Here is a 21,238-nt window from a genome sequence, read left to right as displayed (position 1 = left end):
GGGGTGATCCCCCGTGGTCGCTGGCCGCGTTGGCGTACCGGACGCTGCTCCCCGCGCACGCGGGGGTGATCCGGTTACGGGGTGAGTGGTGCCGGTGCTCCGTCACTGCTCCCCGCGCACGCGGGGGTGATCCCGCACACTTTCTGATCCCGTTGGAGGGGAATTACTGCTCCCCGCGCACGCGGGGGTGATCCCCCCGGCAACGTGTCGGCCTGGCCGGTGTGGCGCTGCTCCCCGCGCACGCGGGGGTGATCCTGCCGTCGCCAGTGTGCTCCTTGTCCGCCGACACCTGCTCCCCGCGCACGCGGGGGTGATCCGTTGGCCCTGGTCGCGGTGCTGTGCGTCGTTCTCTGCTCCCCGCGCACGCGGGGGTGATCCCTCGATCGGCTGGCCGGCTGAGGACCGGATGGTCTGCTCCCCGCGCACGCGGGGGTGATCCGTGGGACGTGTCCGAGAAACACAATCTCACCCTCTGCTCCCCGCGCACGCGGGGGTGATCCGCCGTAGCTTACGCTTCAGCCGTAGATGTTGATCTGCTCCCCGCGCACGCGGGGGTGATCCCAGGTCATCCTCGGCCAGGACCGCCGTGTCCAGCTGCTCCCCGCGCACGCGGGGGTGATCCGGATCTGGGCGCGTTCATCCTGGGTGACCTGGACTGCTCCCCGCGCACGCGGGGGTGATCCCCGTAAGCGTCCATGTCAGATCGACACCACCCCTGCTCCCCGCGCACGCGGGGGTGATCCCGGCCGTTCGTAGAGCACTCCGCCGTCGACGTCCTGCTCCCCGCGCACGCGGGGGTGATCCGCTCCTTCTTCATCGAAGGAGAGCGACTCGTAGCTGCTCCCCGCGCACGCGGGGGTGATCCGGATCCGCCCGTGCTGCTCAGCTTGAAGCGGCCCTGCTCCCCGCGCACGCGGGGGTGATCCCCGGCGCGGGGGCCTGCTCCCGGGAGACGTAGGCTGCTCCCCGCGCACGCGGGGGTGATCCCTCGCGGCTGGCGGGCGGAGAGCACCGATCCGGGCTGCTCCCCGCGCACGCGGGGGTGATCCCACCGCCCACGTCCCCAGCGTCACCGCCAGCAGCTGCTCCCCGCGCACGCGGGGGTGATCCGGTCGCTAAGGTCGCTAAGGGAGTTTCCTCGTGCTGCTCCCCGCGCACGCGGGGGTGATCCCCCGTCGAGCCCGTACCGCACCGCGTACAGGTCCTGCTCCCCGCGCACGCGGGGGTGATCCCGCGAACGCCGTCGCGTACGCCCAACACCGGCCCTGCTCCCCGCGCACGCGGGGGTGATCCGAGCAAGGCCGCGCGGATCGCGAACGCTGGCCGCTGCTCCCCGCGCACGCGGGGGTGATCCCACCGACCACTCGCTCACCCCGGGCAACCCGTCCTGCTCCCCGCGCACGCGGGGGTGATCCGACGGATCTGCGCTCATGAGGGATTCCTCCGGTCTGCTACCCGCGCACGCGGGGGTGATCCCCGGACCGGCAGGGCCCGCCCGGACAGCGCGGCCTGCTCCCCGCGCACGCGGGGGTGATCCCACTCCGATCGTGCTGCCCGGGCACCGCTCCCCCTGCTCCCCGCGCACGCGGGGATGATCCGCGCCGGCGACGGCGCCCGATCCGGACCGGCCGCTGCTCCCCGCGCACGCGGGGGTGATCCGGGGTGAGGCTCGAAGTGGGTAGGACAACGGGTCTGCTCCCCGCGCACGCGGGGGTGATCCCCGCGCCGACGCGCGCGGCGACACCGAGGGCCTCTGCTCCCCGCGCACGCGGGGGTGATCCGGCGTCCGTCCCAGAGAAAATCAACCGGATAGCCTGCTCCCCGCGCACGCGGGGTGATCCGGTGCGGTGAACGACCGTCATGCCGGCGCCGCTCTGCTCCCCGCGCACGCGGGGGTGATCCCGGCGTCGACCGGGCCGCCCTGGTGCGGGCCGCCTGCTCCCCGCGCACGCGGGGGTGATCCCGGCGTCGACCGGGCCGCCCTGGTGCGGGCCGCCTGCTCCCCGCGCACGCGGGGGTGATCCCATGGCAGGCCCAACGCGCCCGGTGCAGAGCCGCTGCTCCCCGCGCACGCGGGGGTGATCCGACCTGAGCGACCTCACCCTCTCCCTGGCCGCTCTGCTCCCCGCGCACGCGGGGGTGATCCGCCCGAGCTGTCCCTGGCCGTGGCCTGGACCCCTGCTCCCCGCGCACGCGGGGGTGATCCTGCACCGGCTGTCAACGCCGGCTGAAATTTGGCTCTGGCGCATATTCTGTGATTGATCTTGGTGGTGGCTTACGGGGTGGTCAGGACGCGTTTGCGGAGGAGGTCGAGGTTCGCCCGGCCATACATCTGTCGCTTGATCGTCTTGATGCGGTTGACCTGGCCCTCGACCGGGCCTGAGCTCCAGGGTTGAGTGAGGCCGGCGACGACGGCGTCGCGGTCGCTGGCGAGGCCGGCGGCGAAGCCGCGGAGTTCGGGGTAGCCGGCGTGGCGGGCGCGGTCGATCCAAGCGTCGAGGTGCTGCCCGGTTCCTTGGTGGCGAACCAGGGCGGCGAACCCGCGGGCGAGTTCGGTGACGGTGTTGAGGTCCGGGCAGCGGCGGCGGGCGGCGGCGAGGTCGGCGTGTTCTTCGTCGGTGATTTTGTGACCGGGTCGCATGATCCAGGCGGTGATCCGCCGGGCCGACGGCACCCGGACCACGGTCGCAGGGGCAGGCCGGGTGCGGTTGCTGGTGAGCCAGTCCCGCAGCACCCGCAAGCTGCCTTGGTAGCCGCGAGCCAGGATCTCGGCGTGCAGGTCAGCGGTCTGCTGGACGCCGTCGCTGAGGCGTTGCCGTAGGTAGGAGTGAAACGGGGTGAGGACGCTGGGTCGGCTACTGGCGTTCGGTCCGATCAACGCCTCGGCGGTGGCGGCGTGGGCGTACTTGCGGGCGGTTCTGACGTTCATGTCGAGACGGCGGGCGGTCGCGCTGATCGACAGTCCTTCGGCGCGTAAGGCGTGCACGGCGGCGTGGCGTTGGCGGGTGTTCGCCGCCCGACGCCCCGTTCTGACCGGCTCGTCAGCCGGCGCGGCCAGGGTGGGTGTCGGATCGGTGTGGGTGCGTAGGCATCGGCGGTGGCCGCGGATGACTTTCTCGACGGTGTCGCTGAGGTTCTTCAGCAGGTGCCACCGGTCGGCGACCTGGATCGCGTCAGGTGCACCCTTGCGGGCGCCGTCTGCATAGCTGCCGCCTCGATCGCGGCAGATGATCTGCACGCCGGGATGCTCGTGCAGCCATGCGGCGAGGGTGTCGGCGGTGCGGTCGGGCAGAACGTCGATCGGCCGGCGGGTGTGCATGTCGAGCAGCACGGTCGCGTAGCGGTGCCCACGACGGCGGGCGAAGTCGTCCACGCCCAGCACCGCCGGTGTCGCCGGCGGCGGGTCGGGGATCCGGCGGATCATCCGGATCAACGTGGAGCGGGACACCGACACCGCCAGCCGCTGCGCCAGTCGGCTGCCCGCTCGACCGCCCAACGCCACCGCGACAGCTTCCAGGTCACCGGCCGCGACGACGGTGTGACGGGCATGCCGACGAGTCAGACCGGGCACCTGCTCAACGAACATCCGTCGCCCGCATTCGGTGTTCGCGCAGGTGAACCGGCGGACCGTCAGCGCGACCAGCACCTCGTGACCACCCAACCTGACATCGGCAAGCCGCCGCACATAGCGACCATGCACAGTGGTCGACCAGGTGCTGTAGGTGCTACACCGTGCCCGCACCGTCTGTGTCGCCGCGTTGATCCTGACCCCGACAGCCCGGACCACCACCGCTTCCAGCCGCAGGCCCGTCAGGTGCGGCAGCAACGCTGGAATGATCTCCATCCCGGCACCCAAACCGAACTACCGACGAACGCGACTCACAAAATGTGCGCCAGAGCCTGAAATTTGACCCCTCTGTTCCGGCCGAATTTTGACCCCCTCGCTGGTTGTTGATGTTCAGTACCCGCGGATGATTTGCCCATCATTTCGGGACCTGCATCCTGTCCCTACTCGCATCTCGCGCAAGCAGGGGTGATGGTGATTCCTACCGCGGTCTTATCAAGATCCCGACGATTCCGTTTCGTTAGTCGCCGTCGCTGCGCGGCCGCGCCGGCCAAACCGACGGCGCTTGGCCGCCTTGCTCCAACCTCCCGCGGCTGCTGGATTGGTCACCGGCACCGCGGGTCGGCGCATAAGTGTGACGCCCTCGGCATCTACTGGCGTCCAGTGATGGTCGTGCGCGACGAACGACAGTCGCTGCTCGCCCCGCACTTGGAACACCATCAGGGCGCGCCCGGCACCCGCCATTTCGGTCACCCGATTCCACAACCTGTTTCGTACGCGGGCGCTGACGTGTCCGACGTACACGCCGGCTGAGAGTTCGAAGAGCCACTGGGTCAGGTGGCCTCGGAGCCCGGCCGGGCACGCAGTGAGGATGATGACCGTCATCAGAAATCGACCTCACCCGTGTTGGCGTAGTTGCGCCCTGCGGCCAGCTCGATCCCGCTCCCGTCCCACAGGCGGAGATCCTCTCCCTCTTCTTCGACCTCGCCGCCGCCCTGCTGCTGAAGAAGCAGCATGCGGATGTCGCGTACGCATCGCGCGAGAATGGCTCCGTCATGCACTCGGTCGCGTACTGCACGGCGGGTGTCTGATCCGATGTCCGTCGAGTCGCCGGCTACGACGTCGAAGGCCACAGGGATCGTGATCTCGGCCTTGTACAGGTCAGCGATGTCGTAGACGAAGGCTCGTTCGTGGCCCGTGTGCACGAAGCCGAGACCAGGCGCGGCGCCGAGCGCGACGATGACGGCGTGAACGATTCCGTAGAGGCAGGCATGCGCGGCTGACAGGGCCTGGTTGATCGGGTCGCCGCTGTCGAAGTCCTCCCGGTCGTATTCACGTTGGCGCCAAGCTACTCCTGTACGTTCGGCCTGCTCCCTGTACATGCGGCGGACTCGTGCGCCCTCTTTGCCTCGCAGTTGCTGCAGGGTCAGGCGCGTGGTGTCTTCGCCCGGGAACCGCATCGCGTACATGGTGCGTGCGACGGCCAACCGCCGGTCTCGATGGCTAACTGCAGCAGCTTGCGCCACAAGTAGCCTGCTGGATGCTGCCAGTGATCGACCGTGAGCGTAGTAACGCACCCCTCGCTCCCCAACCCAGATGGCGGTGGCGCCGTGGTCGGCGAGCAGGGCAATGGCTTGGTGGGTGACGCTGGTGCCCGGTCCGAGGAGCAGCACGCCGATCGAGGCCGCGGGGATGTGCACGACCCCTTGGTCGTTGGTAGCGGTAATGGCATTGCTGTCACGGTGAATGACGCTGCGTTCAAGGTAGAGGAAGCTGATCCGGTCCTCGGCTCGAGCCAAGTCGGCAATCTCGGCAGGCGGTACCCCTGGGATTTTCATGGACGAGCCGAATCAGCCAGCGGGAGCCAGGGTCAGAAGGCCGCAACCGTACGCCTTGCCGTGGCCAATGCCAGAACGCAGCGCGCGGCGGAAAGCCTCCGCGTCGGCGACCTGAAGGATGCCGTCATACGTCACGGTGGCCAGGGTGACCTTGGCCAGGCCGCGCGTGAAGTTCAGCGTCTGGCTGTGGTGCAACCGCAGGTTGGGACGTCCATCCTGTTGCGTGGCGACGCGGAATCCGCGGTCGGCTGCTCGGCTCAACAGCCAGTTGACCTGATCCTCCTCTCGCAAGCGGCCGAAACGCTGAGTCTCCTTGGAGTCCGCGGTCTTACGCCCGCTGTGGACCGGGTTGGCGGTGAGCCGGAACGCCCAGTCCTGGCCGGGGCGTAGTGAGTCGAGCAGGCCGCCGTAGTCGCGGGTGACCCACGCGTCGGTCGTCGGCCAGCCGGCCTGCTCGACAAGGTGGGTCAGGTCGGGCCTGCCCGGACTGGTGATGTAGAGGTAGACCGTCGTGGAGACTTGGGCGTCGAGCCGCCACAGGGTGCGGGCGCCATCCCGCTCGTAGTCCTCGGGAGCAGCAAACGCGGCGCGGACGGCGGCGTGCATGGCCTGGGGTGATCCGAGCACCTTGCGTGCGCCGCGTCGAGCGGGGTTGATCTGGAACCGGGTCAGAAACATGGTCAGCCTCCCAGCAGGCTCAGCGGATCGTGCTCGGGGACGGCGGCCCGTTCTGTGAGGTCGTTCCTGACGTCGACGTGTCGGCGAATCACCGACCGCCAGGTGTGCTGGCGGTGAGCAGGGTCGAAGCTGACGGGCTCATCGGGGACGGTCTCGCTTATCGGTTCACCGGCTCGCGCGTCGCGGATGATCTCCAGTCGGACGGTCCGGGCAGCCCGGCGCTGATACCACTGCGAGGCGAGCCAGGGCCACTCCGCCAAAGCGTCGTCGAGGGCCACGTCGTGCACACCGAGACTGATGGGACCGTCCGGTGGGCATGACCGGCGGCCCAGGTAGAGGGGGAAGTGTGGTCGAGCGAGCGCTTCCGCGAGGCCCGACAGAAGCTCCTGCTCCCCCGCGACCGCAGCGAGGAAAACCGCGTCGGATAGATAGAAGCGGTAGGTCAGTGGAGCGCTTTGCCGGCCATCCAGCGATCGGGCCGTCTGGAAGTCCCGCAGGATCTGCCCGGGCTGGTCGAGGCGTACCCCGAACTCCAGACCCAGCAGCTCGGTGAGCGGCTCCGTGCGGCGGATGCCTTTCGCGGCGGCGAGCAGGCCGAGTACACCGCTCTTGGTCGGGGCGACCTCGGTGCCGCGGCGAGCGAACCGGCTGGACGAGCCCCACGACTGGAGCGGGCCGGCCAGCCTCATCAGAAGTACGCTCATGCTGGCTGTCCGAGCGCCAGGTCGACCTGCTCCCCTACTCCGGCGACCAACTCGCTGAAGCTGACCGCCTTGCCGAGGTCGGCCAGCACAGCGGTCTGCTCCCCGACCTGGGTGACCCAGCTGGCGACCGGCCGTTCCCCGTAGGCCTGCTCGACGGCGATGGCGTGCTTCGCCAATGCGGCCGCGGCCAGCTCGACCCGACCGGCGGCGTGCGTTTCCCGTACCGGCGTCTCGAAGGCGCCGACGAGGTTGACCGGCTGTGTGTCGCGCATCCGTACGAGGACCGCGTCGGGGAGCGTCCGGTGAGCGAACGTGTTCTGTTTGCCCGTCGGCATGCTACGGGCGAAGGCGACCAGGAATGCCTCCACCGCGGCACGGGTGGCGGCTGCGTCGCCCAACGTCCGATGCAGTGCGTCGACGTCGACGGTCGCATACCGGTACAGCGTGGAGGAGTTGAACTCGATGGTGCCGATCATGCCGGCACCGGTCTCGGCGGCATCGGCCTTACGGTCGTCGACGGCGGTGAAATAGTCGAACTCGTTGTCGACGGCGTGAACGCTGATGGCGTGAGAGAGCTGGCACGCCGCGTCGACGTTGATGTCCGTCATGTCGGCGACCATCCGGCCGAACATGGCGATGTCAACGGAGTGGTCGGTCCTGGCCAACTCCTTGAATCGCCCCTTGTCCAGAGGTGTGCCGGCGGCCGAGGCCTCCAGCGCGGCGGAAGCAAGGTTGTCCAGCTGTCGGTGGCTCAGGAAGAGCAGGTAGCTGGACTCGATGTCCTTGATCTCGCCCTTCTTCTTGTCGAGCTTGGCCAGCCCCGCCGCGACGAAGACCTCGGCGGCCAGGGCCGAGGCTGCTTCGTCGGAAAGGTTCGGGTCGAGGGCCTTGATCCGAGCCGCCAGCGACTCACCCACCCGCTTGGTACGTTCACCGAGTTGCGAGCGGTCGAGCAGGTTGGCAAAGGCCAGCCGGATGGCTCGCTTCCATGCCTGACTGGAAACCCGTGCGCGCCGTACGCCTCCGTAGACGGCGGTCTTCGGCGAGCCGGTGTCGTCACGGTTCAGGTTGCTCGGAGGCACGGTCTGCAGCGCGTAGACGTCGATGATGGTGCGGCTCATGACAGGTTCTCCTCGGAAGTGTCGGTAGAGGCGTCAGCGTTGGTGGCGGGCCTGGTGCGGAAGAACTCGCGACCCCAGACGGCCTGGATCCTGGCTTGACCGCCGGGTCGCAGCAGGGTCCGTAGGTCGTCGGCGAGCAGCCCGTAGTCGAGGGGGATCTGGTGTTCTCGCAGCATGGTGATCAGGCTGCGCAGGTGGTAGATGCTCTCGTGGTAGGTGCTGGCGGTGCCGAGCGCGGCGAAGCGGCGACGTACGCCTTCGGGACTTCCGGATACGCGTACGAGGTCGGCCAGGCTCCGGCCCAGGCCTCGCCCGTCGACGTGCATCCGCTCCCGGCGTGACTGCTGGTGCAGTGCGTACAGGGTCACCGCGTCGTGCACCGCTTGTTCCGTGTCGGCGGGCTGCGCGTCGTCGTCCGGCCGGCGACCCAGTAGGTGATCCGGCACCTGCAGGTATCGCTCAAGGGTGAAGTCGAAGCCCGGCGGGCGTCCCAGACCGCGCCGTAGCCGGGCGAGTGCGCTGACCGCTTCCGGCTGGGTCGCGTCGCGAAACAACCGCGCCTGAAGGGCACCCACCGTTCGGGCGACGTGTTCTCCGAGTTCGGCACGTCGGCGAGTCCAGGACCTGGCCTGCACGCCGGCTGTTGGCTGCTCGTCGACCGCGGTCATACTGCTTCCTCCTGCTTCTGCTGGGGCACCTCGGCCGCCATCGGTAGCGCCTTGGCGAGGCCTGCGCGGAACCACGCGTCGGCCTGGGAACTGGAGTAGTGCACGTCTTTGCCGGCGCGGTCTTTGCCGACGCGGCCGATCCATGCCGCCGGTCCAGCTGCGGCAACCAGTTCGCCACCGAGACGGCCGACAGCACGGCGCACCAAGCGTTGCCATGCCGCACGCTCGGTGGCTGGCTCACTATCGGGACCAAGCCCAGCCAGCCAGTTGCGGAAGGCATGGTCCAGCACGGCGTAGGCGCGTTCTGCTGCCCTCTCGGCCTCTCCGCTGTCCTGGTCACGGCTGCCAGCGGCCCGCGCGAGGTTGTCCGCGAGCCGGCGCAGGACGTTGACAGCCGTCTCGGCGTCGGCGGCAGCGTCAATAGCCGTCACGCGCAGCTCCGACTGGTCGACCAGGAGCAGCACGTTCATCGTGAGCGCATCGCTGAACACCTCGTCGATCACTGCCTGCTTTGCACCGTACGAAATGCTCACAGCCCTTGTCCGAACCCGAAAATCAGGCTCGACAACTTCGGTAACGGTCAGGCGGGCCAACCGCTGCAGCACCATCGGCGAAAGCCGCTGAGGCGGCTCGGCGCCAGGCTGTGGCGGAGCCGGCAGCAACGTCTGCAGCCCGCGCCAGAGCGCCCGACCGTGGTCGTGCGGCCGTGGCAGGTAGACCGGGATCACCTTCTGCTCTCGCTCGCGCGGCGCGCTACGGCCCCATACGCTCATAGGCTCCAAGAGCTGACGATCCTGCCAATCGAGTCGATCTCCGTTGGAGACCATTGCCCCGGTGATGGCGACGGCGTCGCCAAACAGCCGGACTCGTCGGGATTGCCAGGTGTAGAGGCTGAGCAGGCCGAAGGGTCCCCGCGTCGTGTCGGACTCCTCTGCAGAGCTCTGTGGTGCGCGTTCCCACACCGGCGCGTCTCGCTCGTCAGCTCGTTGCCAGGCGGGCGCGACCGGTACCAGATTGAGCAAGAGGGTCTCGAGCAGGGTGGCACCCTCCAGGTAGACACCGCCGAGCCAACCGAGCGAGCCGGCACCGATCGGGTAACCCTTACCACTCTTCACCCGCGCGTCTCCCACCGCGCCGGTCTTGATGCCGGAGGGGTCGTAGGCCTGGCAGTGCACCAGCCAGCGGGCAGCCTCGGCCGGTGTAATCGATGCCATTCCCTCGCCCGCGCGGGTGGTGAGAAACTGCAGGCCGTTGGGCACGTCGGCGATGAGGCGCTCCAGCCCGTACGGGCCGTCATTGGAGGCGCGCAGATCGGCGACCTGGTAGAAGGGCTGTTCCGGGTGCAGAAGATCGAACCGGTCTCGGAACTCTCCGAGGTAGTCACTGATATCCGCGGCCGGTAGCCGCCGGTCGCGCCACAGCGCCAACCAAGCAGCCTCTCCGGAGGGGCCGTCGGTGGCCCTGTGCAAGATCGCCAGCGCCAGCCGTAGGATCGCGAACGTCTGCGTCGGCAGCTCGCAGGCGATCATGCGAACCTCACCGGCCTGGTCGAACATCTCACGCAGTGACAGATCACGGCAGCGGCCCCCGTTGTCCAGTGCCGGGATCCACGCCTCGTCCAAGAGCGAGAAGCCCGCGGGGCTGGGTGGAGCGTTCATCTGTATCCGTCTCCTTGGCTGACAAGCGTGATTTCAGGTGCCGGATCGGACGGCACGCAGACCCTCGTCCGGGCTGTACTGCAGATCGAAGCCGGCCAGGGTGGCTCTGCTATCGGTGTCGACGTCAAGCACGAGTTCGCCGGCGAGCCAGTGGTTGTCCTGCCAGGCGCTGACATCGGTGCGTCGTTCCAGGTCGGCGATGACCTCATCGATCACGTCGTTGGCAGTCATCGTGCGAGGCAGCGGCAGGGTGCAGCGAGCGATCAGACGGGGTAACGGCCATCGTGGGACGCTGGCGGTTGCCACGGGTACACCACCTCCGTCGATCCATGGCGGGAGGATTAGTCCCTCCGGGGTCCGTACCAGAAGGAGGACTTCGAGCGACTCGGCGTCACTGTCGCGGACATGCCCCTGAGCCATCCGGTCGTCGGCGCCGGCGACGCCACCTGAGATCCAGCTGATCAATGAAACTCCGGGTTCGGCGACGCTGGCCAGCCGGAAGCCGTCAGCCTTGAGCTCCTTGGCGGCGATCTCGTCACGCTGTTTCGCTTCGGCCTCGGCCATCGCGGGCTGCCAGGATGGCGGCCCGACCGGTTGAGGACCGTAGGCAGCTTGAGTGAGAGGGGCGATGTCCGCCGGGAGCCGCAGCCGTAGGCCCTCGAGGTACGGCACGAGCACGGCGGCACTGCGCAGCAGTGCGGCTGGCTGATAGACACGGCGGGAGCCGTTGACCGGCTGCGGCGGCTCGGTGAGCCAGTCAGCTCCGGCGATCCAGCATTCCGGCTTCGTGAGGCGGGTAGGCCGATCGCCGCGCGGATGGCGGTGCAGCCGGCCGATGCGCTGCAGCACCAGGTCGATCGGGGCGAGATCGGTGACGAGGAGATCGAAGTCGATGTCGAGGGACTGTTCGGCGACTTGGCTGGCGACCACGACGTGGCGTCGTGGCCGTTGTGCGCTACCCGGCGGACCGAATGTGTCACGTAGCCACCGGTCCTTCGCGGCGCGGTCGACGGCCATGAACCGGGAGTGCGCCACCGATACCGGGGTGTCCGGTCCGAGCGCCGCGCGCAGAGCAGCGGCGGTCTCCTGAACCCGCGCGACGGTGTTGCGGACGATCAGGGCGCAGCCGCCGTCGGCCAGACGGTCGCGAAGCAACTCCACCATCGTCGGCAGATCGTCGGCCAGTGGACGGACCGTGATCTCGATGCTGCGTCCGGACTCGGGGCAGCTGACCGCGGTGGCGCCTCGCGTCTCCGTGGACGTGGTGACGAGGGGATAGCGCAGATCGTTGCGGAGGACCGCGTACCGGTCGATGCGTGGCTTGCCTCGGTCACGCCAGCCGGGCGGCTTCTCGGGCCCGAGCCGTCCCCGGTCATAGGCCGCCATCAGCTCAGCACGACGGTGGGCGGGCAGGGTCGCGGAGAGCACGACGACCGGTGCACCATAGGCGCCGAGCCATTCCAGAGCGCGGTCCAGGAACTGACTCATGAAGACGTCGTATGCGTGTGCCTCGTCGATGACGACGACCTTGCCCGCGAGTCCGAGGTGTCGCAGCACGAGGTGTTTGCCGCGCAGCGCGGCGAACAGCAGCTGGTCGATCGTTCCCACGACGAAGCTGGACAGCAGAGTCCGCTTTGGCCCGGCCAGCCATTTGTGCACCCCGACGGCGGCACCGCCGACATCCTCCGCGATGCCGCTTGGCAGCGATGTGGCGCGGAGTCGGTCGTAGTCCGGGTTGAGGGCCGCCTTGCCGTGGGCCAACCGCACATCACGGTCTCCGCGGTCGGCGTGCGCGTCGGGCAGGCGGCGTAGCCAGGACAGCATCCGACCGAACATGGCGTCGCTGGTGGCCCGGGTGGGCAGTGCCAGGTAGCAGCCGGAGGCTCCGGTCCGCCCGGCGAGGATTTCGACCGCGGCGAGGGCCGCTTCGGTCTTGCCCTCTCCCATCGCCGCTTCAACGATCATCATCCCAGGGGCGGGCATAGTCGCGGCGAGCTCAGCGACGGTGCGCTGGACAGGGCGAGGGGTGGCCCCCACAGGCAGCTCGAACCGCACCTTGAACAGGTCGTCCAACCGCGCCGGCGCCGCGGCCGGAAGCCAGGGTACGGGGAGGTCCAGCAGGTGCCAGCCGCTTTGCAGCCGGTCGGCGTCGGGGCCGTCGAGCAGGTAGGGAAAGAACTCCTCGTTGCTGGCGATCCAGTCGGCGACGATGACGATGCCGGTGAGCGCGGCTTGTGCGGGCTGTGACAGTGGCACCGCGTCCCAGGAGACGATCCGATCGGCTGCCGCGCAGCGCTCGGTCATCCAGGCGAGCAACTCTTCCTGCGCCTGTTCCCACGCTTGGTCTCCGAGCAGGTGCCGACGCATTTGAACGTCGCGGAGACCTTCGTCGGTGGGCGGGGCGCCGTGGTGACCTCCGACGACGACGGCGTACGGGTGCGGGTCGGTCAGGCCCTGTCGGCCCAGCCAGTCGGCCAGAATGACGTGCCCCGCGGTAGCGTGCGGGGCGTACCTGCGATCGGAACGGATCAGATCCCGGTCGTAGTCGAGCCCTCGGTCGCGCATACGCTGCGCCAGAGCGGGTGCCTGGATGGCGAAAGCGGGCGTGGCTTTGCCGATGTCGTGCACGCCGGCGAGCCAGACGGCCAGGGTACGGGCGTCGCGGTCGCCGTCGGGCAGTTCGTCGGCGATACGGCGGCGTACCGCAGGGCTGAGCCAGTGGTCCCACAGCCGGCCCGCCACATCGGCGGAGTCGGCGAGATGCCGCCAGAGCGGAAGCCATCCGACCGGCGACGTGCCCTTGCGGTCGGTCTTTCCCCAGACCGCCCGGGCGGCGTCGCCCAGCTTCGGTCCGTGCGAGTCGGTGTGGAGGTTCATCGTTGCTCCGGCAGGAGTGAGCTGGGATGGCCGCTGTGCGACAGGTAGAGCACGTCGCGGGCCCGGGTCAGCGCAACGAACAGCAGGCACCGCTCGCGCTGCAGGTCCTGCTTGTGGGCGTGCGGATCTTCAGTCAGCGGCGTCACCGCGTGAGGCGCGGGAAGGGCGCCCTCGTCCAGTCCGACGACTGCCAGGCACTGGAACTCGAGACCCTTCATGCGATGCATGGTGGCGACCCGGACTCCGTCTGTTCCGCGCTTCTCGTCGGCCACTGGGATGTAGGCCTCCCGTAGCGTCCTGCTGATGAAGGTGACCATCTGTCCGGTACGGGCGGCGACGCCGATCGCGTGGGGTTCGACGCCATGGTCGAGCCAGGTACCAACCTGCTCGATCAGCGCCTCGCGCTCGTCCTCCCGGCTCACGTACGCCTTCACGGTGGGCGCGCCGCCGCGAGTCACGGAGCGGTAGCCGCGCAGCGTGTCGTCCTCGCCGTCGAGGCCGATGGCCGCCTCGCCGTTGAGGACCCGGACCGACAGGTCCAGGATCTCGTGCGTGGTTCGGTAGTTGACGTTGAGCCTGCGAGTCCGGCCTCGGACGTGGATGCCGAGCTGCGCCAGCGACACGTGGCTGTCGTAGATCCTTTGATATGGGTCGGCGAGCAGGAACAGGTCGTTGGGGCCAGGTCCAACGAGCGCACGTAGCAGGCGCCACTGAGCCGGATGAAGGTCCTGCCCCTCGTCCACGACGATGTGTCGATACGGCGTGGGTGACTGGCTGGCCATCACGGCTGCATCGTCGGCGAGCTGTGTGTGGGTGCGCAGCCGCCGCTTGGCCAGTTCGCGTACGACCGACTCGATGGCGGCCCATACCTGCTCCCGCTGCGCCGCGCGGAGCCCTTCCCCACGCCCTCGACGTGGGGCGTCACGGTAGGCCGTCATGCTGTTCAGCTGCTGCGCCAGCACCACCTGCTCCCACTCTCGTCGGAGGAAGGCGCCGCTGAACGTGGTCGTCCGGCCGGCCCGGTTGAGGTAGGTGGGGCCGGCTTTCGCCGCGGCTTCCCAAAGACCGTCGAGCACTTCGTTCTCGACAATGTTGATCTTCTTGTCTCCTCGGGTGCCGATCTCGTACGCCAGCCTGTCGACGCTGATCACGTCAATGCGCGCGCGCACGGTCGGGTCTTCGGTCAGACGGTGCAGCTGCCGGCTGAGGGCGTCGGCGAGCGCCCTGGTGAAGGTGGTCAGCAGCACCTTCGTACCGTCGCCGGGCAGGCGTTGCGCGAGGAAGACCGCCCGGTGCAGGCCGGTGACGGTCTTACCCGTGCCGGCGCTGCCGGTGACCAGCGCCGGACCGCTGTAGGCCTCGCGGAAGGCGACGTCGCGCTGGGTGGGGTGCAGAAAGGTGCGCCACACGTCGAACGGATGAGCCAGGATGGCGGCCAACTCCACCGGCCCGGAGACGAACGCGATTCGCTCGGGTGTGCGGCGGGCAGCTGCCAGCAGGTCCTCGGTGTCCACGCCGCTGACGATCCGGTCGGCCAACTCGATCCAGACATCCTGGACAGTCAGCCCGCTGGCAAGACCGCGTAGGACATCGGCCTGCACGTCAGGAAGCCGCCCGGCCAGGCTCTCCAGTTGCCGGTCGGTGGTGATGAGCCGCAGCAGCGGGATGAGGTCTTCGTCCACGCCGAGTCGCGTCAGGTCCGCGATCGAGACATCGACGAACAAGCCCTTGCTGGAGTCTTCGTGCGAGGTCGTGCGGGCGAACTCCTCGATGCCCGCCTGATCGCGCATCTCCAGGACGCCGATCGCCTGGTTGACGGTGAAGCGTCGGCTCACGGCGAAGGCGATCGCGTCGTCGTGCGGAAGGACGTTCAGCAGCGCGTAGCGTTGCGCGCCGAGAGCGACCACGACTCCGCGATAGAACTGATCGATGCGGATCGTACGGATGTTTGGGTCTCGTGCCCCGGTGAGCTTCTCCAGGTGCATGCCGGCGTGGGTGTGCTGCGCGAACTTTCCGATGGCTGCGTCGACGGCGCGCTGCACGCGGCGATCGAGTTTGGCGTACGCGGGGAGAAAACCCCTGTCGATGGCCAACTCAGCCATATCGTTTCTCCCCCGGCATGGATCGGCGAACAGAATTCGGTGCACCCCTGCAGCCGCCCGTGACCTGAGCAGGCGACCGCGGCCCGCCGGAAGAGACATCCATCCGGCTCACACTCGTCGCCAGTAGAGCACTTGTGAAGTGCGTTTGCAAGCGTCTGTCTTGTAGCTGACGCTCACGGTGATGTCGTTAGTCCGCTGAAGTGTGGACGGCGGCTATGCTGACGAACGTGGTGGCGGGCGAGTGCCTCAAGGGTCGGTACGCGGTAGGCCGGTATCCGTTGGCGCACAAGGGGATGGGCGAGGTCTGGCCAGCCCGTGACGCCTTATTGGACCGTCCGGTGATCGTCAAGGTCGTCGGCGCCCTGGAAGCGGACCTGGTGCGTCGCTTTCGCCGAGAGGCGCTTCTGACCGCCCGGCTCGACCACCCTGGCATACCCGCCATCTACGACATCGGCGAGCACGACGGCCGGCCCTTCGTGGTTCTCCAGAGGATCAATGGCATCACACTGTCGGACCTGGTCGCCGAGCACGGCCCACTCCCGATCGCGTGGGTAGCTGCCATCGGCGCCCAGATCAGCAGCGTCCTGCTTGCCGCGCAGCGCATCGATCTGGTTCACCGGGACATCAAGCCAAGCAACGTCATGCTGGACCGCAGTGGCGCCGTCAAGGTCCTCGACTTCGGCCTGGCCGTGATGCGAGATGACGAGCGATACTCGCGGATCACGCAGTCGGGCCAGATCCTCGGCACCATCGGCTACATGGCTCCGGAGCAGGTCACCAACAGCCCTGTCGACCATCGCACCGATCTGTACGGGTTGGGCGCTACGTTGTTCGACGTGCTCACGGGCCGGGCGCCCTTCGACGGCCTCACCACCATGACCACGGTTCATCGCCAGATGGGGGATCCCCCGCCGCGGGCGACCGAGTTCCGCGCCGACGTTCCGGCCGAGCTCGACGACCTGATCTACTCGCTGATGGCGGTCAGTCCGCACGATCGGCCGACGAGCGCGGCCGAGACGTACCGCGCGCTCGTGGTGCTGGCCGACAACCTTCCACCTCTGCCCGGAGTCGTCACCGACGGCATCGATCCCGTGCGCGCCTACGCTGCCGTCCTCGGCCAGTCGGCAACGTCGACGGCGGCGCCCGCGGGACCGCTGGCCCATGAGAGCGAATGGGACGCCGACCTGGCCAAGCAGCAGGCTGAGCGCCTCCAGGAGACCGGGGAACACCGCGCCGCCGCTCGAGCGTGGCGACAACTCGCCGACGATGTCGCACAGCGGCACGGTGACGGCCACGAGTTGGTCCTCGACTTCCGGCGCCGCGCCGCGCTGGCCCATGTTTCCCTCGGCGAACACGACCGAGCGCGCCGGCAGTTGGAGAAGCTACTGCAGGACCGCCTGCGCGTGGCCGCGTCCGACGACGCGATCGTTGCGGAGCTGCGCCAAGAGATCGCACAGCTCGGCAACATCAAGACGGCTGCTGGTTCCCGACCAGGATCGGCCGCCGGCCGGGGTCGCTGAACGCCGACGGCAGCAGAGCTGCCTTCTGCTCGGGAAATCGGGCCCCTTGGTAGTGGAATATCTGTGCGCAGTTCTGCCCTCGCGTCTCTGTCGTCATGGCACGCCGGGCGAGCGCTGAGTACATCGACGCGTGCTTCATCCAGGCCGCCTCCTCCCCGTGACGGTCGAAGCCGCGACCGCTGGCCGCATGCCCGAACGCGTCGTGGACCGCGCGGAACATGTCGTTCTCCCCGTCGCTGAGGTAGGGGTGCGAGTTGCCGCTCGCCGCGCTCGCCCACACTCTCAACCGACGCCGCCGCAGGTCGGCTGCCATGGCCTCGGCGCACGGGTACGGGTCATCGTCGACGACGCGCACGGCCAGTCCGAGGCCGCCGAACTCGACTCGGCCCACCAGGAAGTGATATTGACGCACGGTCTCTCGGCAGAACGCGGCGTAAGACTTGAAGGCACGCTCTTCACACGTCGGCGCCGCCATGTACGCCCGGGCCACAGCACGACCGACGTCCGGGTCAAGACGAACCCGCGCAAGCGTATCGATAGAGATGTCGGCGCGACCACCGTAGCGTTGCGCGCCAGCTAGCAGGTATTCCACTGGCGGGAAGCATGTCGAAGCGACTGACGAGACGGCTGCGAACAAGGGTGTTCATGGTCCTCCTCAAGTAGACGGTGAATGTAGCGGTAGGGCTGGTCAGCGGGCTGAGACGAGCTCCGAGATCGAGGGCTCGATGGTGCGTTCCGGCGACGCCATCAACTGCTCCAGACGGATCGACTCGCCGAGCATGCGGATCTCGGAGACCCGGCGGTCCTGGTACAGCTTGGCGAACTTTCCGACGGTCGTGCTGCGTCCGCGACGTGGCATTGGGTCCTCCCACGAACCTGGATGGATGTAATCCAACATGGAGCAAAGTAGCGGCTGTGAATGCGATACACAAGCCTTGCCCGCATGGTAGCGTTCACGTGTGACAACACAGGCCGACCCGCTCCGCGGACAGACCACCCTGACCGCCAGCGGCATCGCACGGCTCGCCAACGTCGGCCGTGCGGCGGTCAGCAATTGGCGCCGCAGGTACGCCGACTTCCCGGCCCCCATCGGCGGCACCCCGAGCAGCCCGTCCTTCGACGCACGTGAGGTCGAGCAGTGGCTGCTCCAGCACGGACGACTACCTAAGGCGGATGCCGGAGAACGGGCCTGGCAACACATCGAGAGCTACCAGCCGGCGGCGGAGATGACCGACGCGCTCGCCATCGCCGGCGCCTATCTCCTCGTGCGCCGGCAGCGCGAATCGGCGGAGGAAGCACTGCCTGACCCGAAGCGCCTCGTCGCCCGCCTACGCGCCCTGGACAAGAACCTGGCCGACGCCATCGGCCAAGTTCTACCCGCAAAGTGGACGCCACAACTTGCCGCCGTACTGGAAGCCGTGCGGCAACTCGCCACGGAGCAGGCTCCGGAAGCAGCCTTCGAATATCTGCACAACCGGTATGTCACTTCTGCCAACTCGATGTCCGGACTGGCTGGCACACCCGACAGCGTCGCCGAGGTCATGCTTGCGCTGACCGGCTCCGGCGCCCGGATCTTCGACTTCACCAGCGGCACCGGGTCGCTCCTGCGCATGGCTGCCGACAAGGCGCTGCGAGCAGGCAACGACGTACGTTGTTACGCGCAGGAGATCAAACCTCAATACGCGCTGATCACGCTTCTCCGTCTCTGGTTCGTCCAGCTACGCGCTCAACAGGCGGGGACCCCCAGTGGCCCACCGGTGGTGCATGTGGGCGACAGTCTGCTCGCAGACGCGTTCACCGATATGCGAGCCGACGTCGTGGTGGCGAACTTTCCGTTCGGCATTCACGACTGGGGCCATGATCGGCTCGCCTACGATCCTCGCTGGGTCTACGGGCTACCTCCGCGCACCGAGCCCGAACTAGCCTGGGTCCAGCACGCATTGGCCCACCTCTCACCTGGTGGCACCGCCGTCGTACTCATGCCACCTGCCGCTGCGTCCCGTCCCGCCGGGCGCCGCGTCCGTGCCGAGCTCATCCGCCGCGGGGCTCTTCGCGCCGTTGTCGCCCTACCAGCCGGCCTCATGCCGCCGACCGCCATCGGCCTGCACATCTGGGTCCTCACGCAACCCGACGCTCATCTGACACCAACCGATGGCCTTCTGGTCGTCGACACCACAGCCGCACTGCCCGACCGCACCCTCCTCAACATCGTGGAGCCAGCCTGGCATGCGTACCTGTCAGGTGAGCATGTCGACGAACCGGGGGTATGCCGCACCGTACCCGTCATCGACACGCTCGACGATCAAGTCGACCTGACGCCCCAGCGTTACCTGCCACGCGCCAGCACGCTGCCGACCGATCCAAACGAGATCGTCCGCCGGATCGAAGGCTTCGAACGGCTGCTGGGTGAACTGCGAGACCACCTTCCCGCGGTACGAGGGGTGCAGGTCGCACCGTTACGCGCTGCGCCGCAAGCCGACATTGCCGATCTGATCCGCTCGGGCAGTATCTCCGTGCTTCGCGCGACCAGCCGCCGACAAGCCAGTCATAACGCCGTCACCTCCTCGGTGCTCACCGCCGCCGACATCATCAGCGGAAGCCCCGCAAGTGGATCAACAAGCCGTGACGCCGACGACGCATCGCCACTGGTTCACGCCGGCGACATACTCATGCCAGCCATCGGCACGAAGGTGCATGCACGGGTCGCCACGACAGAGCAGATCGGCGCGGCACTGGGCCCAGGGGTTCAGCTCGTACGCGTCGACAACACCCGATTCGACCCCTGGTTCATCGCGGGTGTTCTGTCCCTTACAGACAACGTGCGGGTCGCCGGCCGAGCCTCCACCGGCTCGGTACGCATCGACGTGAAGCGCCTGACCATCCCGGTACTTCCTTTGGCCCAGCAGCAGGCATACGGCGAAGCATTCCGAAAGCTCGTCGACTTCCGTACGGCCCTTGAAGAGACTGCGAAGGCCGGAGCGGCACTCGCGCGAGAAGTGGGCGACAACCTCTTCGGCGGGAACCTCGAACTCCCCGACATCGAGTAGGCCTGCCCACAGACAGCGGGCTGGGCTCTAGAGAATCACGGCGAACCGCTGCGCCGGCAGCTGCCGTATTCGGACGTGTCCAGAGTCCGGCACGCTGGTGCGACGGCTCCACACGTCACATCGCCCTCTTGGCTATCGGCAGCCCCTACTAGGGCGTCAGCGTCTGGGCGCGCCCCCTGTTATCGCCAGTCGTCGTCGTGTCCGCCGCTCGCCCTGCGTCGGCCGCACCAACTACTCTATTGCGAGTACCGACCTCCTATGGTCAGCCGGCGCCGAAAGGATGATCTTGCAGGCCCTTGTGAACGAAATCCTGGAAGTCGATCTTTAGCGCCGCAGGTCAAGTAGTCTGCTCCCCGCGCACGCGGGGGTGATCCCGCGGACATGTCGATGCCGTGCGGGTCGCTTTTCTGCTCCCCGCGCACGCGGGGGTGATCCGTTGCCGCCCCGGTCGAACCGGTACGGGATCGCCTGCTCCCCGCGCACGCGGGGGTGATCCCGGCACATGATCGCGTGTGCGGCCGTGGATCCGCTGCTCCCCGCGCACGCGGGGGTGATCCGCCAACATGCGCGAGAGCGTCGCGCCGCTCATGCTGCTCCCCGCGCACGCGGGGGTGATCCCCGGTCGCACGCCATCCGGTACAGCGAGGAGACCTGCTCCCCGCGCACGCGGGGGTGATCCCTCGGCGGCCGGCACCACCACCTCGTTCACCACCTGCTCCCCGCGCACGCGGGGGTGATCCCCGACCGGGATGGTGTGGTGGGCGTCGCCGGTGCTGCTCCCCGCGCACGCGGGGGTGATCCGCCGGCGCAGAGCAAGGCGACGTTCCCGAAGAGCTGCTCCCCGCGCACGCGGGGGTGATCCGTTGACCTTGCGTGTGGGGAGGCGGGGCCCGGCCTGCTCCCCGCGCACGCGGGGGTGATCCCCAGGCGCAGCTCGACGCGAAGCAGGCGTCCGCCTGCTCCCCGCGCACGCGGGGGTGATCCTTCGGCACCTCCAAGATGGTCGCGCAGCCCTACCTGCTCCCCGCGCACGCGGGGGTGATCCGACATGGTGCGGTGCCCTGGTGCCTGCCGGTGCCTGCTCCCCGCGCACGCGGGGGTGATCCCCGCGGGTGGGCAGTAGCCGCGGCAACGCCGGGCTGCTCCCCGCGCACGCGGGGGTGATCCCCGGCTCTGGTACTGCGCTGGGCTACAGGACGGCTGCTCCCCGCGCACGCGGGGGTGATCCCGTCTCAGTCACAGGGCTGAGATTCATCGCAGCCTGCTCCCCGCGCACGCGGGGGTGATCCGGCATGCAGCGCTACGCAGTCCGGGCGGCGGACCTGCTCCCCGCGCACGCGGGGGTGATCCCGGGATCCCCCGGTCGGTGGAGGTGCTGTCGGCCTGCTCCCCGCGCACGCGGGGGTGATCCCACGGCGCTATCGGCCGGTGGCAACGGCAGCGCCTGCTCCCCGCGCACG

Annotated in this window: 14 protein-coding genes and 2 CRISPR repeat arrays (2 of these 16 cut by a window edge); of the genes, 2 read left to right on the top strand and 12 right to left on the bottom strand. The window is 68.5% G+C overall.

The window, feature by feature from the left end:
• Window positions 1-1,781: direct repeats of the CRISPR family, unit length 28 nt; unit sequence CTGCTCCCCGCGCACGCGGGGGTGATCC (it extends 323 nt beyond the left edge of the window).
• Window positions 1,782-2,275: 494 nt separating this feature from the next.
• The 10 genes from O7611_RS09955 to O7611_RS09910 all read right to left on the bottom strand — a co-directional run bounded on the left by O7611_RS09955 (window position 2,276) and on the right by O7611_RS09910 (window position 15,211).
• Window positions 2,276-3,844 carry an ISL3 family transposase gene (locus O7611_RS09955; protein ID WP_269696654.1) on the bottom strand — a complete coding sequence of 523 codons (1,569 nt, stop codon included), beginning with the start codon at window positions 3,842-3,844 and terminating at the stop codon, window positions 2,276-2,278.
• 216 nt (window positions 3,845-4,060) lie between these two features.
• Window positions 4,061-4,450 (bottom strand): type I-E CRISPR-associated endoribonuclease Cas2e, encoded by a 390-nt coding sequence (gene cas2e, locus O7611_RS09950; protein ID WP_269696653.1) that lies wholly within the window; start codon window positions 4,448-4,450, stop codon window positions 4,061-4,063.
• On the bottom strand, window positions 4,450-5,403 hold the full coding sequence (gene cas1e / locus O7611_RS09945) for a type I-E CRISPR-associated endonuclease Cas1e (RefSeq protein ID WP_332367419.1): 954 nt from the start codon (window positions 5,401-5,403) through the stop codon (window positions 4,450-4,452). The genes cas2e and cas1e overlap by 1 nt, the downstream gene beginning before the upstream one ends.
• Window positions 5,404-5,415: 12 nt before the next feature.
• Window positions 5,416-6,081, bottom strand: coding sequence for a type I-E CRISPR-associated protein Cas6/Cse3/CasE (gene cas6e, locus O7611_RS09940; protein ID WP_269696651.1), 666 nt, complete (start codon window positions 6,079-6,081; stop codon window positions 5,416-5,418).
• 2 nt (window positions 6,082-6,083) lie between these two features.
• Complete coding sequence (gene cas5e, locus O7611_RS09935; protein ID WP_269696650.1) at window positions 6,084-6,785, bottom strand: type I-E CRISPR-associated protein Cas5/CasD; 702 nt, start codon at window positions 6,783-6,785, stop codon at window positions 6,084-6,086.
• Window positions 6,782-7,906 carry a type I-E CRISPR-associated protein Cas7/Cse4/CasC gene (cas7e, locus tag O7611_RS09930; RefSeq protein ID WP_269696649.1) on the bottom strand — a complete coding sequence of 375 codons (1,125 nt, stop codon included), beginning with the start codon at window positions 7,904-7,906 and terminating at the stop codon, window positions 6,782-6,784. The genes cas5e and cas7e overlap by 4 nt, the downstream gene beginning before the upstream one ends.
• Window positions 7,903-8,574, bottom strand: a complete 672-nt coding sequence (gene casB, locus O7611_RS09925) for a type I-E CRISPR-associated protein Cse2/CasB (RefSeq protein WP_269696648.1) — start codon at window positions 8,572-8,574, stop codon at window positions 7,903-7,905. Before casB ends, cas7e begins: the two co-directional genes overlap by 4 nt.
• Entirely contained in the window at window positions 8,571-10,232 is a 1,662-nt protein-coding gene (casA, locus tag O7611_RS09920; RefSeq protein ID WP_269696647.1) for a type I-E CRISPR-associated protein Cse1/CasA, read from the bottom strand. The genes casB and casA overlap by 4 nt, the downstream gene beginning before the upstream one ends.
• Before the next feature lie 33 nt (window positions 10,233-10,265).
• Window positions 10,266-13,109: a CRISPR-associated helicase Cas3' gene (cas3, locus tag O7611_RS09915; protein WP_269696646.1), complete on the bottom strand. Its 2,844-nt coding sequence runs from the start codon at window positions 13,107-13,109 to the stop codon at window positions 10,266-10,268.
• Entirely contained in the window at window positions 13,106-15,211 is a 2,106-nt protein-coding gene (locus O7611_RS09910; protein ID WP_269696645.1) for a UvrD-helicase domain-containing protein, read from the bottom strand. The genes cas3 and O7611_RS09910 overlap by 4 nt, the downstream gene beginning before the upstream one ends.
• Before the next feature lie 215 nt (window positions 15,212-15,426).
• On the opposite strand from O7611_RS09910, the gene O7611_RS09905 reads away from it, so the two are divergent.
• Window positions 15,427-16,731, top strand: a complete 1,305-nt coding sequence (locus O7611_RS09905) for a serine/threonine-protein kinase (RefSeq protein ID WP_269696644.1) — start codon at window positions 15,427-15,429, stop codon at window positions 16,729-16,731.
• On the opposite strand, the gene O7611_RS09900 is transcribed toward O7611_RS09905, so the two are convergent.
• Window positions 16,679-17,323, bottom strand: coding sequence for a hypothetical protein (locus tag O7611_RS09900; RefSeq protein ID WP_269696643.1), 645 nt, complete (start codon window positions 17,321-17,323; stop codon window positions 16,679-16,681). The two genes, O7611_RS09905 and O7611_RS09900, sit on opposite strands and share 53 nt — an antisense overlap.
• 96 nt (window positions 17,324-17,419) lie before the next feature.
• Window positions 17,420-17,590 carry a hypothetical protein gene (locus O7611_RS09895; protein WP_269696642.1) on the bottom strand — a complete coding sequence of 57 codons (171 nt, stop codon included), beginning with the start codon at window positions 17,588-17,590 and terminating at the stop codon, window positions 17,420-17,422.
• 100 nt (window positions 17,591-17,690) lie between these two features.
• Between O7611_RS09895 and O7611_RS09890 the strand changes: the two genes are divergently transcribed.
• The gene (locus tag O7611_RS09890) at window positions 17,691-19,778 is read left to right on the top strand and encodes an N-6 DNA methylase (RefSeq protein ID WP_269696641.1); all 2,088 of its coding nucleotides are present in this window, start codon (window positions 17,691-17,693) and stop codon (window positions 19,776-19,778) included.
• 346 nt (window positions 19,779-20,124) lie between these two features.
• A CRISPR array of direct repeats spans window positions 20,125-21,238; the repeat unit is 28 nt; unit sequence CTGCTCCCCGCGCACGCGGGGGTGATCC; it runs 807 nt beyond the window's last position.

The organism is Micromonospora sp. WMMC273 (assembly GCF_027460285.1).
Taxonomy (GTDB): Bacteria; Actinomycetota; Actinomycetes; order Mycobacteriales; family Micromonosporaceae; genus Micromonospora; species Micromonospora aurantiaca.
This window is presented reverse-complemented; position numbering and strand designations above follow the sequence as displayed.

Excerpts from the sequence above, each read along its gene's own strand:
- O7611_RS09955 (WP_269696654.1), bottom strand. The coding sequence starts at position 3,844 with ATGGAGATCATTCCAGCGTTGCTGCCGCACCTGACGGGCCTGCGGCTG.
- cas2e (WP_269696653.1), bottom strand. The coding sequence starts at position 4,450 with ATGACGGTCATCATCCTCACTGCGTGCCCGGCCGGGCTCCGAGGCCAC.
- cas1e (WP_332367419.1), bottom strand. The coding sequence starts at position 5,403 with ATGAAAATCCCAGGGGTACCGCCTGCCGAGATTGCCGACTTGGCTCGA.
- cas6e (WP_269696651.1), bottom strand. The coding sequence starts at position 6,081 with ATGTTTCTGACCCGGTTCCAGATCAACCCCGCTCGACGCGGCGCACGC.
- cas5e (WP_269696650.1), bottom strand. The coding sequence starts at position 6,785 with ATGAGCGTACTTCTGATGAGGCTGGCCGGCCCGCTCCAGTCGTGGGGC.
- cas7e (WP_269696649.1), bottom strand. The coding sequence starts at position 7,906 with ATGAGCCGCACCATCATCGACGTCTACGCGCTGCAGACCGTGCCTCCG.
- casB (WP_269696648.1), bottom strand. The coding sequence starts at position 8,574 with ATGACCGCGGTCGACGAGCAGCCAACAGCCGGCGTGCAGGCCAGGTCC.
- casA (WP_269696647.1), bottom strand. The coding sequence starts at position 10,232 with ATGAACGCTCCACCCAGCCCCGCGGGCTTCTCGCTCTTGGACGAGGCG.
- cas3 (WP_269696646.1), bottom strand. The coding sequence starts at position 13,109 with ATGAACCTCCACACCGACTCGCACGGACCGAAGCTGGGCGACGCCGCC.
- O7611_RS09910 (WP_269696645.1), bottom strand. The coding sequence starts at position 15,211 with ATGGCTGAGTTGGCCATCGACAGGGGTTTTCTCCCCGCGTACGCCAAA.
- O7611_RS09905 (WP_269696644.1), top strand. The coding sequence starts at position 15,427 with ATGCTGACGAACGTGGTGGCGGGCGAGTGCCTCAAGGGTCGGTACGCG.
- O7611_RS09895 (WP_269696642.1), bottom strand. The coding sequence starts at position 17,590 with ATGCCACGTCGCGGACGCAGCACGACCGTCGGAAAGTTCGCCAAGCTG.